A 16,829-nucleotide genomic window follows, 5' to 3' on the forward strand; every position below is an offset into this window, starting at 1 on the left:
CATATTAGAACCCTATCTTAAAAATTCTTGCAGCTTGAATTGAAGTGAGTGGTTCAGTAAATGTCACACCTTTGTTAGGATCAGCACGGTGCCAAGCTGCCACATCTTCATCACCTCTTTCAACACCGTAGACAACATAAGCATGAGCATATGGGGATAAAGATTCAGTAACCCATAAGTATAGTCCTTTGCTTAATTTTTCCGCCAGAAAATCATATGTTATGTCCGAACCAGAAATATCCTCGCGTTGCCCCATGTCGTAGTCTGAAGCCACATCCTTCCAGTAGCTAGGAAGCAAGGTGTCTGAAAAAGGATCTGAACCCTTTAAATATCCCTTATCTCGATAGCGTCTAACTATACCTTCTGGAGTTGCCAATGACGCTAATCCTCCCCCAGCTGATCCAGCAATCAACCACATAAGTAAAGAAGCAGCCCAACAAGTTTCTCCTTGCTGTGGAATCAAGGGGGGTTTAGCCAAAATATAAGATCCTGCTGGTGGTTCATAGGGTTTTAAAGGTTTGGATTTCTCAGATTTTTTGGGTTTCATCTGAACTTGCCCCGTTTGCTGTACTACATGAGTCAACTCATGAGCAGTTAATGCATCCTTAGCAGGAGACTTGCTAGCACCAAAGTAAACGTCTTGCTGGTGGGTGAAAGCTTGGGCGTTCAAATCTCGATTCATCTGCGCCGCCTCACTGCCTGTATGCACTCGAACTTGACTAAAGTCAGCGCTGAAGCGGGGTTCCATAAATGATCGCACTTCATCCGACAGCGGACTTCCCCCACCCTTACTACTGCTCAACCGACTCCCGATATCGCTACCTACTTCAGCAGTGCCATTACTTAAACGCTGCACTTGCTCTTGCTCACATTCTGAACACTTCTGCTGGAGAGAAGCACTACTTACAGATGCGATGGCGATTGGTTTCGTCTGTACCGCTTCCTCCTCTTCAAATAGCGGCTTTTGCTGTGTGGGCAGATCAGGCATTCGCATTACCTCAGTGGCAGTGCGATCTGCTTCCTGTTCATAAACATCTCCCGGTTCATTCACAGTGAGCTTTGGTTGCAGAGAAGTGTTAGATTGAGAAACGCTTGATTGCTGCAAAAACAACGGTACTCCAGCCACCGCACCCAGTTCCACTGCTGGAGAGAAGGTGATTCCCGACGAAGATTTCGCTGCCTGGGAACGCTTTTTCTCAGAGTCTGGCTGTTGCGCGAATGTAGATTCCATCAGCTTTTCTCCTGAAGAAGGTTAAATCTTTGGTTCGGTCGCAACTCAGAAGAGCAAAGGGATAGGGTAGGTTAGCGATGCGTAACTATATAAGCGGCGGGTTTCACGCTTTAACCTAACCTATGGGCGAGCGATCGCTCTAACGTTGTGTAAGTCTGTCACGAGCATCATTATTTAGAAGTTTTTGGAGCGCCATTAAGAATTTTTGGAGCGTTCTTACGCTGGCTGTCATCACGCATCACCTCACACCATTCTCGAAATATCTTTGGTCCCTTGATATCCTCAACTGCTTGTTGCATCGAGAGTACTTTGCCAGTAAAGAAAGCCTCAGCAAGAGCGACATCTCCGACAATATAGGCAAGTGCAGCGACTCCATTATGTTCTTCATTATAGTTGCGACCTGGATGAAAACCAGCACGACGTGCGACTAACCGAGCAAAGTATTCAGTTGTTCCCTCGTTGACTGCTATTCCATAGTCTTCTATGAAGGTTTGTTCTGAAATAAGATGGATCACTTCATGAAGAACTGTACTAGGACTGTCTTCTCCTTGACGGATATAAATCTCTTTTTTATCTACAGTAAACCCACGTACGGTTATTGCTTCTTTTCTAAGTTCGTCTTTATCTTTCTCAGTTTTGCCAGTGTCAGGGTGTCTCCGTCCGAGAGTATGCTTCACACGCGTATCAGCCCACTTGGCCTCAGGAATAATGTGTAGATGCCCTCTAACTGCAATACCAGCATCAAATTTGCTTTTAGCATACTGTCCCACTAATGGATCATTTAAAAGCCAAAGCTCGACTTTTTTTCCTCCATCCTTCCCGATTGAGTCGCGTGGTGCCTGACGACGCACTTCAGTATTAAGAAGCAACATAGAAAAAATTCGCCCTGCCGCCGGGGGGTTGTCTGTTTGTTGCTCATCAGCCATAGCATTTATATCTGAAAGTGTTAACTTTAAATTGATGGCAACTTGACGCATATCCTCATCACTTAGACCACACAAATATGTGCCAGCTTCCCTCCAACGGTGTTTCCATACAAAAAACCTAACGCTACCGATAACGAACTCCCTGTGGCTAATCTTATCAACCGTGGATATGATTGAATCAATACTCCAGTTTCCCTCACCATGTCGAGCACCTTCAACAAGATAAATAAGTTGCATCGACGACATTGAACGTACTTTTGCAGTAATCTCTTGTGGATCTCGTTGAGCAAGAGTCCACGCTGCACCATGCCAATCACCATTCTGAATTAGTTTATTAAACTGATCTGGCTTACTTTGTAATTGAACTAGTTGCTCTCCAGCTTGTTGAACCGTATGAGTTAGTTCATGAGCAGTCAACGCGTCCTTTCCAGAAGCCTTCCCTGCACCAAAGTAAACGTCTTGCTGGTGGGTGAAAGCTTGGGCGTTCAAATCTCGATTCATCTGCGCCGCCTCACTGCCTGTATGCACTCGAACTTGGCTAAAGTCAGCTCCAAAGCGTGGCTCCATGAACGATCGCACTTCATCCGACAGCGGGCTTCCCCCACCCTTACTGCTATTCAGTTGACTCTCGATATCACTACCGACTTCAGCAGTGCCATTGCCTGAACGCTGCACTTGCCCTTCTCGCTGAGATTTTGAACACTTCTGTTGGAGAGAAGCACTACTTACAGGTGAGATGGTGGTTGGTTTCATCTGTACCGCTTCCTCTTCAGTAGATAACGGCTCTTGCGGCATGGCAGAAGCAGGACTGGGCATTTTCATCACCTGCTCTGCTACACGGTCAGCTTCCTGCTCATAAATATCTCCCGGTTCATTTACAGCCAGCTTTGGTTGCAGAAAAGCACCAGTCTGCGAAACACTTGATCGCTGCAAAAACAGAGGCATTCCCGATGTTGCTCCTGCTTCGTTCTGTGAAGAACTGGCATGAGTAGTTGCAGATGATTTCAGCGTGTTGCTTTTTCTGGCGGGCTTAAGTTGCTTGGAAGAAGTTATTGCCATTTGAGTTATGTATGTTTAGACAGAAGAATTGATGGCATGATGATTGATTTTCAAATCTGTTAAATATGTCAAGACAAATGTCTTAGAGACTGATCTTTAATTCAATTTATGAGGTATGAAGTTGCAACTAAGTATTAAGTAGCCACACACCTTGATTAACAATTGAAGCGTTGAGACATCGAACACAACTTGTAATCACGGTATCGGTCTAGGAGATTTCGGGTACAAATGCCAAATAGCTTGGGGAGCAAGATCTCGTATAATTTTTAAGAATACAACTCCATGCTCTGGCAAAATCTTTGTTCCAGTTGACATAATACTTTCTGGATCTTCGCTACCGCGAATGATTATCCTTTTTGGACCAAACTCTTCTTCTATAAGTTCGCTATGGCGAACTTTTTGACCAGTCTTCTCCGCTTCTCCATACTCATCACCCAGACCTAGCATATGACCTGCCTCATGTCCTGCTTTTTTGCCTGTACCTTCGACATCCTCTTTATGTAGTAAAACATTTGCGCCGAAAACATGGCTTCGTTCAGCAATTTCTTTCGACACAGTAATTAGACGATCAGGTTTATTAGAGAGGGCAGAAACGCCCTCAACGAAATTGACAATCACACTTGCCCGTAAATTCTCCCACCAGTCTTTATGGGCGTACATGATATGGTTGAATGACCAATCAGCGCTAGCAATGCGCAGAAACCTACCTTTAAATTCTTGCTGTTCCTCCGATGTCCATTCAATTAAAGTTTTTGTGAGAGTTGCTGGACGGTTCTCAGCGTTTGCACGTTCTATCTCTTCAGGAGTAATGCTTATTTTTTCCTCAGGCTGAAATTTGAAGCCAACTATAACTTTTACTCGTAAGTTATTTTGACTAGGAAAATATATTGCTCCAGGAGAAGAGTATTTAGAGTAATTCTGCTTCTTGAAATCCTGTAAGTCATCCACTGCATCTTCGTACTCGTCTAGCAGCTTTTCATTTGTTCGTGTATTAAACACATCACTCGCGCCTCTTGGGTGCCGTCGTTGAAGTAACGTTGAATTATTTGCCACTTTGCCGAATATGCTTGTTTTGGGTGAAATGACAGGTCGTTTAGCCTGCACCTGCTCCTCTTTACCTTCAAGCAATGGCTCTTGCTGAATAATAGAAGCAGGACTGGGCATTTTCATCACTTGCTCAGCTACACGGTCAGCTTCCTGCTCATAAATATCTCCTGGTTCACTTACAGTCAGCTTCGGTTGCAGAATGGCGTTGGTTTGTGAAACACTCGATCGCTGTAAAAACAGTGGCACTCCAGCCACCGCACCCGGTTCCACTGCTGGAGAGAAGGTGGTTTCTAAAGGTTTCGCTGCATGGGAAGGCTTTTTCTTAGATTCTGGCTGTTGCGCGAATGTATAGTTCATCAGCTTTTCTCCTGAAGAAGGTTAAATCTCTGGTTCTATCGCAACTCAGAAGAGCAAAGGATGGATTAGAGATTGCGTAACTATACAAGTGTTGGGTTTTATACATTAACCCAACTTACGGGCGGTCTCACTATACGAGGAGCCGCGTGAAGGGAAACTTTCACGCACGGTTTTGCAGCCGAGCGGAGGGGGCGACTCCTTCGCTTAGGCAACTCATCTTCTGTTTTAGCTTCAAATTTGTCTCCCATACGGCGCTCCTAGTTTATTGCTTGGGTGTGATACTTTTTGAGAAGGCATTGCGATAATCGTCTTTTAGGTGATCGACTGGCGTAGTTTTATCTTTCACGTAGGTCTTATATTCATCCAAGCTGTTAGCGTGTAGAGAAAATACGAGTGCTTTACCGATCGCGACTCGATCTTCTTTTATCATGAAGTCTAGGGGATCTTTTCCTAGTGCTGCTTTTGCCCAATTGATTGACTGCGGGTCTGCATATGTGTATTCTCCGAATGTTCTAACCGCGCCTTTGAAGTTGAGATCATCATTGATACCCTTGATGGCTTCAGCCGATAAACTAGCGGTCTTTCCCTTCAGATAGGTTTCTACAATTCCCTGTTCGACATCCACCATGTTGAGGTCAAACTGCATCGGTGACAGTTCTGCAGTTGAGGTAGAATCTTTAGGATCAGTCGGCTTGCCTCGACTCATCAGACGACTGATGATTTTGATGTTCGACTCAAACAGGATTTTGTTGACATCCTTGAGAACTTGAATTGACTCTTTGGAGTGTAGAATCCAGCTAACTATGCCGCTGAATGACCCAGGCTCGATACTGCCGACCGCATAACGATCAGTAACTTTGGCAGCAGCCCCAAAAAATCTGATCTTCTTGGGTAAGACCCCCTCTGCTGCTAGGGCATCAATCACATCATAGTAGGCGCTTCTTTCAGCGATCGTTGTATACTCTTCAGGATGATTGTTCTGCGTGTTAAAGATAGCAGCTTTGACAAACGTATTCGTTGTGGTTGAGAGTTTTCCAATACTTGCTCTCCAGTTCAGCCTATGGGTTGGGTACCAATCCTTGTCAGTGCGTTTTTGAAACAGAGTCATCGCCTTGCGGTGGAGGTGGCGTAGTGATCCTGTGCCTGGAGCCGCCGATTTTGGGCTTGTAATCAAACCAGGTTGAGGAGAGGTTATTACTTGATGAGCTACGCGATCGGCTTCTTGTTCAAACGAGTCAGCCGGATCGCTAATCGAAATCCCGTCTGGAGTTGGAGTACCCGCAACGGCTCCATTCGCTTGCTGCACAGCATGCACGACTTCGTGAGCAATCAACTGCTGACCCTCCGACGATCGGGGATTATAGCTACCTGTACTAAAGAAGATATCTTGACCTGTGGTAAACGCGATCGCATTCACAGCGCGAGACAATCGATCGGCTTCTGAATCTGTGTGAATCTGTACGCTAGATAGATTGGTTCCTAAGTTCTGTTCTAAATGCTGCTGAATGCCTGTGTCTAGAGAATCTCCTCTGCCGGATGCTGATTGGATATGCTGCTGGAGTGAACTATTAAGGTTCTCAGTCGGACTAGCCTGTGAAACGCTCGATCGCTGCAAAAATAGAGGTACTCCAGCCGCTGCTCCTGCTTCGTTCTCAGGAGAATTTACTCGACTAACGGTAGGTGGCTTTATCGTGTGTTGACTTCTTTTGTCAGGTGCATTCTGTTTAGTAAACGCTGCTTTCATAGGCTTTCTGCCTCTTAAGAAAGAATAAGTGAACGATCGCCTTTCAATTCTGTCGGTAACTGCCGTCCCAGCTTACGATACTCACTCGCCACCCCCTGCACTACGTCCGCAAACTCGATCGCCCGCTCCTGACTCTGCGCTACCACAGCCGCCGCCAACACCGCATTACGGATATTACCACCCGTCAAATCAACCGAAGCCGCCAATTGGTTCAACTCCATTTGCGTCAAGTGATGACCGTCTCCCAAATGGGATCGCCACAGCGATCGCCGCTCCTCCGGTCCCGGTAGGGGAAATTCAATAATCATGTCCAATCGACGAGCAAAGGCAGCGTCGAAGCGACTACGGCTGTTGCTGGTCAGCAGCGTGATGCCGTCGTAGGATTCAATCCGCTGGAGCAGATAATTGGTTTGGGCATTAGCAAAGCGATCATTCGAGTCCTTCACATCGGTGCGTTTGCCAAACAGTGAATCCGCTTCATCAAACAGCAAAATGATTTCTGCCTGCTCTGCCCGTGCCAGCAGTTGCGCCAAATTCTTTTCTGTCTCTCCAATATATTTGCTGGTAGTCGAAGCTAGATCGACCCGATAGAGTGGCAAGCCTAACTGAGTTGCCAGCCAGCCCGCTGCTAGCGTCTTTCCCGTACCCGAAGGACCAACCAACAACGCCCGCACCCCCGGATGGTAGCGAGCACTGGCAGACACCCCCAACCCCTCAACGAGGCGATCGCGCGATCGACAACGCAGCAGCAACGTTTGTAATTCCGCTTGCAGCGCCGGGGTCATCACCAGTGCATCATCGGGAATGTCGTCCGTCAACGCTTGTGCCAGGGCATCCAAGCCTGCGCCTTCTCCAGTTCGCGCCGCCGCAACAACATGCCCCCATTGGGGTTGATCATCCCCTTGCAATAGTTGCTGGTGCTGGGTCAACCGTCCAAGTTGGGCAATGCGTCCGGTGCTATGGCGATGTTGCTGCGCCAAACTCGTCGCCAGTGTTTCATTTCCCAATGCTTCTTGCCAAAGCTGTTGACGTTCCGACTGATCAGGCACAGGCAGCACCCAACTGAGGGCAGTTTCTCCAGTTGCCTCCACACTGCCATCGGGTCCACATAGAACCAAAATAGGACCGACATAAAAGGGAATCGGCGGTAGCAGTTTCCGCTCTCCCGGTGCCAACTCCAAGCAAAACACAGGTAGTAATTGGCGCAACAGCAGCCACGGTCCCAGACTCTTAACCTGGTCAGTTTCGATCAACAGCGGACGGAGATCGAGCGTTTGAGCGATCGCCTGTGCCACCGATCGCCCTTCCGTTGGCGAACCTGTGCGTAAAACCAGAACTCGCTGGGTAGAAGACTTGAGACTAACAGCGTATTTTTCCGCAGTTGCCAGTGTCGAAGTTGATAATGGAATTGCAGGTAAGTTTCCCAGCCCAATCGTCGTTTCGGGCACATGTCCATCGTGTTCGCTCAATGCTAACCACAAATGCAGGGGCACACTCACAGTTCGCTCTGGCAATGGAGCAGCTTCATTCAGCAGGCTCAGCAATCCACTCTGCACGGCGACCCCAATCACCAGTGACTGAATCGGATGCAGCGATCCAGATACAGTTTCAGCGAACGCAGATGCCACGAGTCCAAGAGTCGGACGAGAACCGCCTAAAGGAGCCTGAAGCCGCGCCAGCGATCGCCCCACCATCACGTCTTCCTCAACAGCGGCAGCCAGAGCGATCGTCAGCACTTCGATTAGCTGGAGATTCAGTATCTTTGCTAACTGAATCAGCGGATAATCTTTGGCAGAAGGCTGACGGGTGTAGATTTGCAAACTCTGCTTCCAATCGGGCTGGCTGCGGGTGACTGCCTGAAGCTGCTGCTGCAAAAATTGCAGTTCCGGAGCGGGATCGGTGAGGGCATTACCTAGACTAGTAGCGATCGCCGCTAGAGCGTAAGTGCTAAGAGAAACCGTTATCGGGGGCTGTGCAGAATTCTCTGCCGTGTTTGCCGCCGTAGGTGTTTGCAGGTCTGGCATAGCTATTCCCCATATAGGTAATGGAACGAAACCACACGCCCTAACCAGGGAACCCAACCGGGGTTGAGATCTAACCCCACTCGGCGAATCCGAATGTCTGCTTGCTGATGGTTCAGCAGCAGGTCAATATGGGTGCGAGTGCAAGCAAGCTGTCCTGGACGTTGAACCAGGTTAAGCAATCCCATTTGGGCATAGCGGCGACTCCAGCGACGGATAGCGGTTAACCAGGTGTGGAGGATAGAGGATAAAGAATGGGGAGTAGGAAAGGGAGAATGAGGAGCAGAGGAGGTTGGAAAAGTGTCCAACCAGGTTTGAACGATCGCGGGTGGGCTATTGTACCAGAGAGCAAGGGGAAGGTGCTGGGAGCGATCGCAGAGTATCTCAAAATCACTTCCGCTAAATCGAGTCAATCCAGTTTCGGGGTTGTAGATATGGTGCTGCCAGGATTGCGGAACGACGAATTCGGCAAATTGGCAGGGTAGGGCAATCTGACAATTGGGTAAGGCTTGCCAGATGGGATCGTGGGTGGGGATAGCAAGGCGGTGGGCGATCGTGTGCAGCAGGTATTGGGGAAACTGCATCTCGATCAGGTGAGGATGGGTTTCCAAAAACTCATTCAGGCTGAGATGGTTGAGTAGCGGCATGAGGAAGAAAAGTCCTGCATACTCGGTATGACGCGGATTGTCCCAGGATTCTGTGTAGGAGAACGCAGGCGACTCTGGGAAAGGAACGGCTGTTTGATGATTGGGAGTATGGGGTAGGGAGTTAACACCTGAAAGTTCTGAGATAGGGCTGGATTCTGTGAGCGCGATCGAAGTCGGGAATAACGAGTCGTCAACAGCTTCTGATACTAGCGATGCTGATGGTTCTAATGTCGGTTGGTCTAAGGCGATCGCATCTGACTCAATTGAATCGGATGCAGATACCGCTTCAGGTTCAGTCACGGAAGATTGAGCAACTTTTTCATCTGGCTGTGAGGATGATGGCTCTAACACAGAGGAGTGCAAAGTGGTCAGATCAGGTGAGACCGCTTGCGCTGCCTTAATCACCTGTTGAGCGCGATACATCAGATGTGGATCGAGTATACGAGCAGGATTATCAGCAAGTAGGGCGATCGCAGTTAACCAAAGCGATCTCGTATCGTCTGTCCCCCAAGTCGTTGTCCATTCCACTAGTAACGCACGCCAGACAGTAAGTGGCTGCATTTCGGAGGGCGAGAATGGTTCTACCAAAGAAAGCGGTAAATTCGGTTTTTGCCAACCGCTTTGACTTAATAGAACAGCGCCATCCTGCCAGTTGAGAGCCGCAAGCAGGGGAGCAATTTCACCTCGCTGCTGTAATTCCTGAAGCAATGCGACGACTGCCATCGCACCGGGCTGAGTCTGAGCAACGCCCACCAGTATGCGACGAAATGCCTCCGCCCTGGGCAGATTTGGCTGCCATTCTGGAACGGCAAGTGTCCAAAACCAGGCGCTGACATCTGCCTGTCGCGCTAACCGACTGGCGAGTTGGCGATACGGCTCGGTTTCATCCCAAAAATAGACGGCAGCAGCTTGCACAGCCGCAGAATCTGCCGCATGAACAGCGGTCGAATGAAGTTGCCACAACCGTTTTTCGATCGCCACTGCCAAACTCGCCGAACTTTGCCGATTGTGAATTTTGCCCACGTGGAGCGATCTCACCACTAAAACTCGGCTTCCAGTTGACTCTGGCAACGAAGCAGTGTGTAAAGCATCTTCCAGCAAAATTGCGCCGCGTCGAATCAGCGCCTCACTGGAAGCGGTCAAACAAACTCTACGGGCGTGACGAGAAGGGGGCGGCATGGGGTTAGGTAGAACTAAAGTGCAAGCTCACAAACGTCTAGAATCTAAACGTTTGGGGGGGTGTGATTCGCTAAACTGGACACGGGTGCTTTCTTTTAGTTGAGCGTTCTTTTCATAGGCTTGAACAATGCGGGCACTGGCACGTCCAACTGCGAGGTCTTCGACAACTCCCTGAGCAACGATCTGGTTAGTTTCGGAATATAGAAGAACTTGCATCCCAATCCGAACGAGCGCGGGATTGATCTCCAACTCAACTCGGTTGCCCTGAGTGGCGATCGCGGGTTGAGCTACCCGTCCCGTAATGATCTGATTGATCGGCGCATGGCTGGCAAGCAGAATACAAATGCGAACCAGATCACTAATCAGGGCAACGGCTTCTGGTTGATTACGATTGATCTGCTGGTAGAGCCAATCCACTAGGGTTTGGGTTTCACGGCGCTCTAAATAGGAAATCTCTGTCCATCGAGGCAAATCTGCCAAATCTTGCAGATTCACCGGATCGTCGTATTGACTGAGTATCTCTGCCCACTCCAACCGAATCACTGGCAGGACTTCACCAATATTGGCGTAGAGGCAAGCAGCCACATGAGCAATATCCTGCAATTCACGAGCAGCACGCTGACTCAAATCGCTGCGATCGCCCTGACCTTCGATCAAGTCACCAAGTGATACAACGGACTCTGCTTGCTGGCGAGATTGTTGCCAATTCTGCTGTGACAGGCGGTTAAGATCCGTTTGCCCAATCCGGATGCGTTGGTAAATCACCATCTGCTGTTGAGCGGTGTAGAGGCGATTGATTCCTCTACCCACAGCGGTACGATCGTTCGTGATCACCTCGTTTCTGTTGCTCAACACCGTCACCCGCTGGATTGCCGTTTGCATGACGCGGTACAGTCCTTCGATCTGATTAAGCTGATCCAACAGGCGCGGCAGTCGCGTAAACCACTGCACGGGAGCTTCGCGCACTACGGTAATCATAGCCTGTAGTTCAGCCGGAACAGCAATATTACGGTTGAGGCAGGCGGGAACGGGCGATTCTGTCAAACCGGGATTAAGAGTTCGCGTCGGTGTTTGAATTAGGGCATCGATCTCCCGTGGACGCTGAAACACTAAAAAGGGCACAAAGTCGCGAATGATCTGGTCGCGGCGATCGTTGAGTGCCTGCACACGAGCCGTTTCTTCGCGTAGCAGCGATCGCGCGATCGACACATCCTGACGCGCCTCCGCCAATCCATCATCAATTGCCTGCAACCGTTGATTGATCTGATTGGCTAGCACCTGCAAATCTGCTAAGGTTTTGCGACATGCTACAATCGCCAAACGGTAGGTTTGCACTACGCCTTCGGCAATCCGTAAGGTTGCGATCGTGTCGTCAATCGTTTTGATGCTGGCTGAGAAATAGTCTGCCTCAACTTGATTGGATTGATCTGCCTCAACTTGATTGGATTGGCTGGATTGATTCGATTGATTAGACTGATCCGAAAGGGTAGGAAGCGGATCAAAATCTCCCTTTTGAATCTTGAGAAGAATTGGGTTGCGTAGATTCGCATCTTCTAAATCACTAAACGTAATGTCTTTGTTATTATCCCGAATGCCGGGAATCGGTTTATCACCAAAGTTCAGATTTAACGCGATCAGGCTTACAATCACTTCATAGCGTCCTTTAATCGCAAATTTTCTGGCTTCCACCGCTGCGGGATTTTGCAACCTTTCCCCCACGGTTACGTTATGAATTGGTTGTCCCACAGTAGGAGATTGCTCAATCACATCATCAGCGGTAAATGTTGGTTTAGCGCTAGTTCCCCCCTTGCCTTGCCCTGGAAACTTGGAGGTCATCATCTGTCCCTTTCCTAGTATTTGCCCAAGCTCACTAAAGAAAGCGCTTGATGCTGATCCACCTTGCGAAAACCCTAAGGAGACTGGGTTCACATTCATTTTCGGACTGTATAGATTCTGGGGCAAAGCGGCGTTCACAAGGGGCACACCTCCTACAGCAGGCGATAAAGGTTTGGGGATCAAATCTTTAGTTTTTATCGGAGTGAGAATCTCTATTGTTTTTGCCTGTTGATAGAACTCAATCATCTCTTCCTGAGTTGCACGGGCACTTTTACCACCTTGAGCGATTTCTGCCAAAGCTGGCGACGTGACTAGACGGCTAGCGGCATCACTGCCTAACACCAACTGTCGAACTCGGTAGATATCGGTTCGTGCCTGCAAGAAAAAGAAGTCGATTTTATCGTTTGCCTGGTTGACCTTAACCTCCAGCTCATTGACGAATCGACCGATACTTTTATCATCTGTGAGATTGCTAACCTCAGCAGGCAGCACGCTTTCCAATTCTGTCCGCAGGTTCACTAAGGGGAGTGCAATTCGCTCAGTTTGCTGCGATTCAGTTTGGTAGCTAGATTCAAATGGAGAGAGTTGGTCTTCGCCTGTAGCCCATACCCAGCCATCTTGGTCATTAGGCAAACTGTCTCCCACCCAGACCGCTTCGGGGGTTCCGGGAGTCTGCTTACTCACCTTGCCCCAAGCAGCGCGACCATCGTATAAGGTGAACGCCATCCCGTTCACCTGAGTATTTGTTAGCCCGACTAAATTCGCTGGAATTTCCAGGCGCATCCACTGCCCTGGTTCGGGCAACATTCCGATAAATTGTCGGCTGGCAGTACCGTTTTCACCAAACGCAATCAGATTTTCGCCCCAGTAAGCACGATGTTCCCAACTCGCGTTAGCTTTCCACTGAAGCATGATCTGTCGGGGTGGATGGTCGCGATCTAGATAGACCCACACCGCCCAGACCTCATTAGCTGCTACGGCTAACGCTGGGTCTGCACCCTCAAAGTAATGTTGATGCAGTCCCGTTGTCACGACCGAAAGATGCACTCGGCTTTGGGGCGAAAGGGGAACGTCGGATTCGATTTCTAATCGCGCTGGGTCGGAGGCTGGGTAAGTTGGAGCGCTGCCCGTAATGGCACGCACGATCGCCATTTGTCGCTTCCGTACTAGCTTTCGCCGTTGCAACCAGTCGGCGCGTCGGTTTACAAATTCCTGAATGGTTTGCTCAAATAGGGGATCAACCGCCTCACGTTGCAGTAAATTGGGGTCATAGAACTGCTGCGGCACGGGCACCAGGACTTGCACTTGATCGGGTGTAAACAAGTCAAACGGCAGCAGCGATGCACTCGCCTGCATCACTAAATCCAGTTGTTCAACGGGGATTGGCAACGCTTGCACTACGTAAGGGGCAGGGAAAAAGTTGTCCTGGTTCGTCCGCGCATCGATCGCCTCTTTGGGTAAAACGCCTACAGGTGGCAGATAGCGAAACTGGTTGGCTGCCTGAGTGATCGAAATCTGGCTTAAATCAAGTTCTGCCAGTTGTTCGGCAAACTGCTGCATCCGCGCCTGCCACAAAAACGGACTGCCAGCATTTGAAACCAGTGGGGTTCGTGCCTTGGGTTTGCCGCCAGAACGCACCACCGCTGCAGAATCAATAAACAGTGGATTCCAGGCATCATCAAAGGCTATTAGCGCCAGCGGTACGCCAATTTCTTCCCACGGCATCACCTCGCCCAGCCCGTTCCCTTTCTCGGCACTGAAGATGGCATAGGCAAGACGGTTGCGCCAGCGATCGCCCGCTTCTGGCAATGCAAACCAGTCCGACGACCAAGGGTAGTAGAGCAACCGACTGCCGTCGATTTGTTCTAGATCGTCAAAGGCATCACCCTGGTCATCCTCGTCATCGGGCAACCGAGGCTTGCCTACCATATTGATCACCACGGGTTGCAGCACCAGAATCCCGACGGTGGCAGGCAACGGATTCTCAGACGGCTGTACTAATTGTCCCAGCAGTTTTGGCTGGTTATAAACCGGTAAATCACTGAGGGCTAACCGCATTTCTTGCAGCACAATCACGTCTTCGCCCTGCGCCGTGATGCCGAATCCGGCGGCAATCCGACACAGCGATCGCGCCTTCCCGATCTGATCCCAAACGGCACGTCCCTCCAGCAAGTTAAAAATCATGCCATCCACAATCTTGCCTTCTAACCCCACTTGACGAGCGGACACCTCCAGTCGCACCCATTTCCCACGCTCTGGTAACGCGCCCATTGGGTGTCGGCTTTCGGTATTGTCGGTGCCAAGGGCGATCCTGTTCGCACCCCAAAATGCCCGATGCTCCCAACTGTTTGCTTCCCAGTCATGCCATTGCAGCAAGATTTCATTGGGCGGGTTGCTGGGGTCGAGATACACATAGGCGATCAGCGAGTCACCTGGATGAATCACCAGGCGATTGGTCGCCCCGATAAAACCATGTTGATGGAAACCCGCCGTGAGCGGGGATTGGTGCGATCGTCGTCCTGCCAACGGAGTAGGATTGGTCGCCACCCAGTTCCAGGATTCACCATCCTCTGGAAAGGGTTTAGCTCCGGGCGGCAAGGCATCTCCGAACCAGACGGCATCTTCACGTTCGGTGTCTACTTGCAGTCCCTGCACCACGCCTGCTGAAACTATCTGTCCATAGGTTGCCAACCGTCCAGCACGTCCCTGCTGCTCGGCAGTCAGAGCAATACTGCTGAGTGATCGCCCTGTAAACAGATTCAAATGCCGATGCCAGACAGGCGGTTCAATCTGAGGCTGGATCATCGGCACCACATCAAGGATTCGTTCACCAGGAAGAGGATTTTGAATTGGGTCTATGCTCATCGTCCGCTTTCCTCCAATTTTTGTCGGATTAGTTTGCTCACATCCTGGGCATTACCTGTGCGGGCGATCGCCGCTAACCGTTCATTAAACGCAGGCAGTTCGGCGACTGGAATCGTTCTGCCGAGGCGATCGAGTTCTGGCACGATGCGAGCTTGCGCTAGCGTGTTAGCAATGGCTTCATCGTCCAGCGGCGCATTGTTAGCCTGTAGCCGCTGGATGCCTTCGCCAAACCTAGGATCAGCAAAGCGTCCAGCGACCTTGAAAACGCCTTGTTGATCCAGTTTTTGCTCTCCACCTACCACAGTCGGATCGACGGGAGTTTTTGCTATTTCTAACTCCTGCAACGCTGCGTTTAGCAACAGCTTAGAATTAATCAGTTTTTCCGAAGTTAGCAACGACATGACATTTGAGTTGGCAGCCGCACTGGAATCACGTTGCAAATTCGTGAGGCGATCGCGCAACACAAACCGACCGAGTGATTGATTTAGTAACCCTTCTGCCTCAAATTCTCGATTGCCGCCAAAGATGCGAGTACCTAGCACCTCAGTACGGTAAGGCAAACTGCGCCGTCGCACATACCACAGCAGTCCATCCGGTACGGCTACCAATGCTTCACGCCAAGTTCGATCTGCCTGTGACTGACGATCTAGTCCGGGTCGTACGGGCAAGCGGGGCAGCCGCAGTCCTTGCAGAACTTGTAACGGCTGACGTTTGGCAACCAGTCCCGCTGCCGCCGGAATCATCCGTCGCATAAGATTGTTCTGACTAGGCTGTTGGGGCAAAGTGGCTTTTAACTGGCGCACCCGTTCACGAAACGTCGGAATCAACACCAAGATGGCGGTGGAATCAAGATCGTCATTACTCAGGGTTAGGTCGATCGGGGGCAGTAGTAAACTTTCTTCGACTAGAGCAGCTACTTCATCAGACGGAATAAATGCCAAATCTACATCAACGGTTGCCGGGAAGTAGATCTGAGTAAAGTCAGCCCCGCTGGTGTCGATCGCTGCCGCTGGGAACCGTCCAGTTGCGGGTAACACTGCAAAATGCTGTGACGCGCTAAATCGCCAGCCCTCTCCGCTCTGGTTCCGCTGCTGCAAAACCTCTTGTAAGTGGCGATCGTGCTGCTGAATATGGGCTTCTCGTAAACCGCGAGGAGCCACACCCAAACTCAAAATGGTGCTCTGATCCACCCCCACCTCTCGCCGTACCAGAAACGGATCAACCCAATCTACAACCCCCCGTCGTAAGGACACCATTGCCAGTGGCAGCAGATCATCTCGCATCCCTTTTGTTGATCGCTCCGCAAAGATCTCGCGGGCGACCTGAGCGCGCGTTAAGCGAGGATCGGCACCACCCAGAGCCGCGTAGGGAATTAGCGTGACTGCCGCAGCTTCAATGATGTAGCCATCTTGAACGGTGCGCTGTCCAGTGATGGAAGTGGGGTAAGTGGCGATCGGGTCGGCAGTATACTCTACTGGACGTAGCGCGATCACAAACATTCCAGATAAGCTCCGAGCAGGTTCGTTGGGCAGGCGCGACAGCCCAAACGCTGCATCTAAACGTTGCATCCGCGCTGCATCCGTCAACGAGATAAAGCGTGACTCTGGCAAAATTACCAGTTCACCCGATGGTGTGACTCCATGCCCAGCCGTAATGCGGACTGAGGTTGCCGTGTCAGAACTCACCATTAAGCCCTGCACAACGCCAAACCCACCTGCCCGACTCAAATCTGCCTGTCGCGTTAAAAAATAGGTTTGGTCACGGGTTAAATCGTCAGCGGTCAAAAAACGACCGTCCTGATAGAACGGACGACGGCGACGATTGTCCACCACGATCGCACCAGAGTCGATCAAATCGGCGAGTTCAGCAGTATCAATGCGTTCACGGGCAGAACCTTGGATGAATTTAACCATTGTT

At 50.1% G+C, this 16,829-nt stretch carries 8 protein-coding genes; all 8 read right to left on the bottom strand.

The window, feature by feature from the left end; all coding sequences use genetic code 11:
• Positions 1–4 precede the first annotated feature (4 nt).
• Positions 5–1,231 carry an eCIS core domain-containing protein gene (locus tag AB3R30_RS07190; protein WP_458648479.1) on the bottom strand — a complete coding sequence of 409 codons (1,227 nt, stop codon included), beginning with the start codon at positions 1,229–1,231 and terminating at the stop codon, positions 5–7.
• Positions 1,232–1,401: 170 nt separating this feature from the next.
• Entirely contained in the window at positions 1,402–3,216 is a 1,815-nt protein-coding gene (locus AB3R30_RS07195; RefSeq protein ID WP_458648480.1) for an eCIS core domain-containing protein, read from the bottom strand.
• 195 nt (positions 3,217–3,411) lie between these two features.
• A complete protein-coding gene (locus AB3R30_RS07200) occupies positions 3,412–4,620 on the bottom strand; it encodes a hypothetical protein (protein ID WP_458648481.1) in 1,209 nt (402 codons plus the stop codon).
• 262 nt (positions 4,621–4,882) lie between these two features.
• Complete coding sequence (locus AB3R30_RS07205; RefSeq protein ID WP_458648482.1) at positions 4,883–6,364, bottom strand: eCIS core domain-containing protein; 1,482 nt, start codon at positions 6,362–6,364, stop codon at positions 4,883–4,885.
• Between the two features lie 14 nt (positions 6,365–6,378).
• Positions 6,379–8,388, bottom strand: a complete 2,010-nt coding sequence (locus tag AB3R30_RS07210; protein ID WP_458648483.1) for an ATP-binding protein — start codon at positions 8,386–8,388, stop codon at positions 6,379–6,381.
• Between the two features lie 2 nt (positions 8,389–8,390).
• Positions 8,391–10,211, bottom strand: a complete 1,821-nt coding sequence (locus AB3R30_RS07215; protein ID WP_458648484.1) for a hypothetical protein — start codon at positions 10,209–10,211, stop codon at positions 8,391–8,393.
• Between the two features lie 27 nt (positions 10,212–10,238).
• Positions 10,239–14,912 (bottom strand): hypothetical protein, encoded by a 4,674-nt coding sequence (locus AB3R30_RS07220; RefSeq protein WP_458648485.1) that lies wholly within the window; start codon positions 14,910–14,912, stop codon positions 10,239–10,241.
• Positions 14,909–16,825 (bottom strand): hypothetical protein, encoded by a 1,917-nt coding sequence (locus AB3R30_RS07225; RefSeq protein ID WP_458648486.1) that lies wholly within the window; start codon positions 16,823–16,825, stop codon positions 14,909–14,911. Before AB3R30_RS07225 ends, AB3R30_RS07220 begins: the two co-directional genes overlap by 4 nt.
• Positions 16,826–16,829 lie beyond the last annotated feature (4 nt).

The sequence above is a fragment of the Sivoneniella epilithica UHCC 1019 genome (assembly GCF_040830845.1).
GTDB lineage: Bacteria > Cyanobacteriota > Cyanobacteriia > Leptolyngbyales > Leptolyngbyaceae > ULC077BIN1.

Coding starts and splice junctions, on each gene's coding strand:
- AB3R30_RS07220 (WP_458648485.1), bottom strand. CDS start 14,912: ATGAGCATAGACCCAATTCAAAATCCTCTTCCTGGTGAACGAATCCTT.
- AB3R30_RS07200 (WP_458648481.1), bottom strand. CDS start 4,620: ATGAACTATACATTCGCGCAACAGCCAGAATCTAAGAAAAAGCCTTCC.
- AB3R30_RS07215 (WP_458648484.1), bottom strand. CDS start 10,211: ATGCCGCCCCCTTCTCGTCACGCCCGTAGAGTTTGTTTGACCGCTTCC.
- AB3R30_RS07190 (WP_458648479.1), bottom strand. CDS start 1,231: ATGGAATCTACATTCGCGCAACAGCCAGACTCTGAGAAAAAGCGTTCC.
- AB3R30_RS07210 (WP_458648483.1), bottom strand. CDS start 8,388: ATGCCAGACCTGCAAACACCTACGGCGGCAAACACGGCAGAGAATTCT.
- AB3R30_RS07205 (WP_458648482.1), bottom strand. CDS start 6,364: ATGAAAGCAGCGTTTACTAAACAGAATGCACCTGACAAAAGAAGTCAA.
- AB3R30_RS07195 (WP_458648480.1), bottom strand. CDS start 3,216: ATGGCAATAACTTCTTCCAAGCAACTTAAGCCCGCCAGAAAAAGCAAC.
- AB3R30_RS07225 (WP_458648486.1), bottom strand. CDS start 16,825: ATGGTTAAATTCATCCAAGGTTCTGCCCGTGAACGCATTGATACTGCT.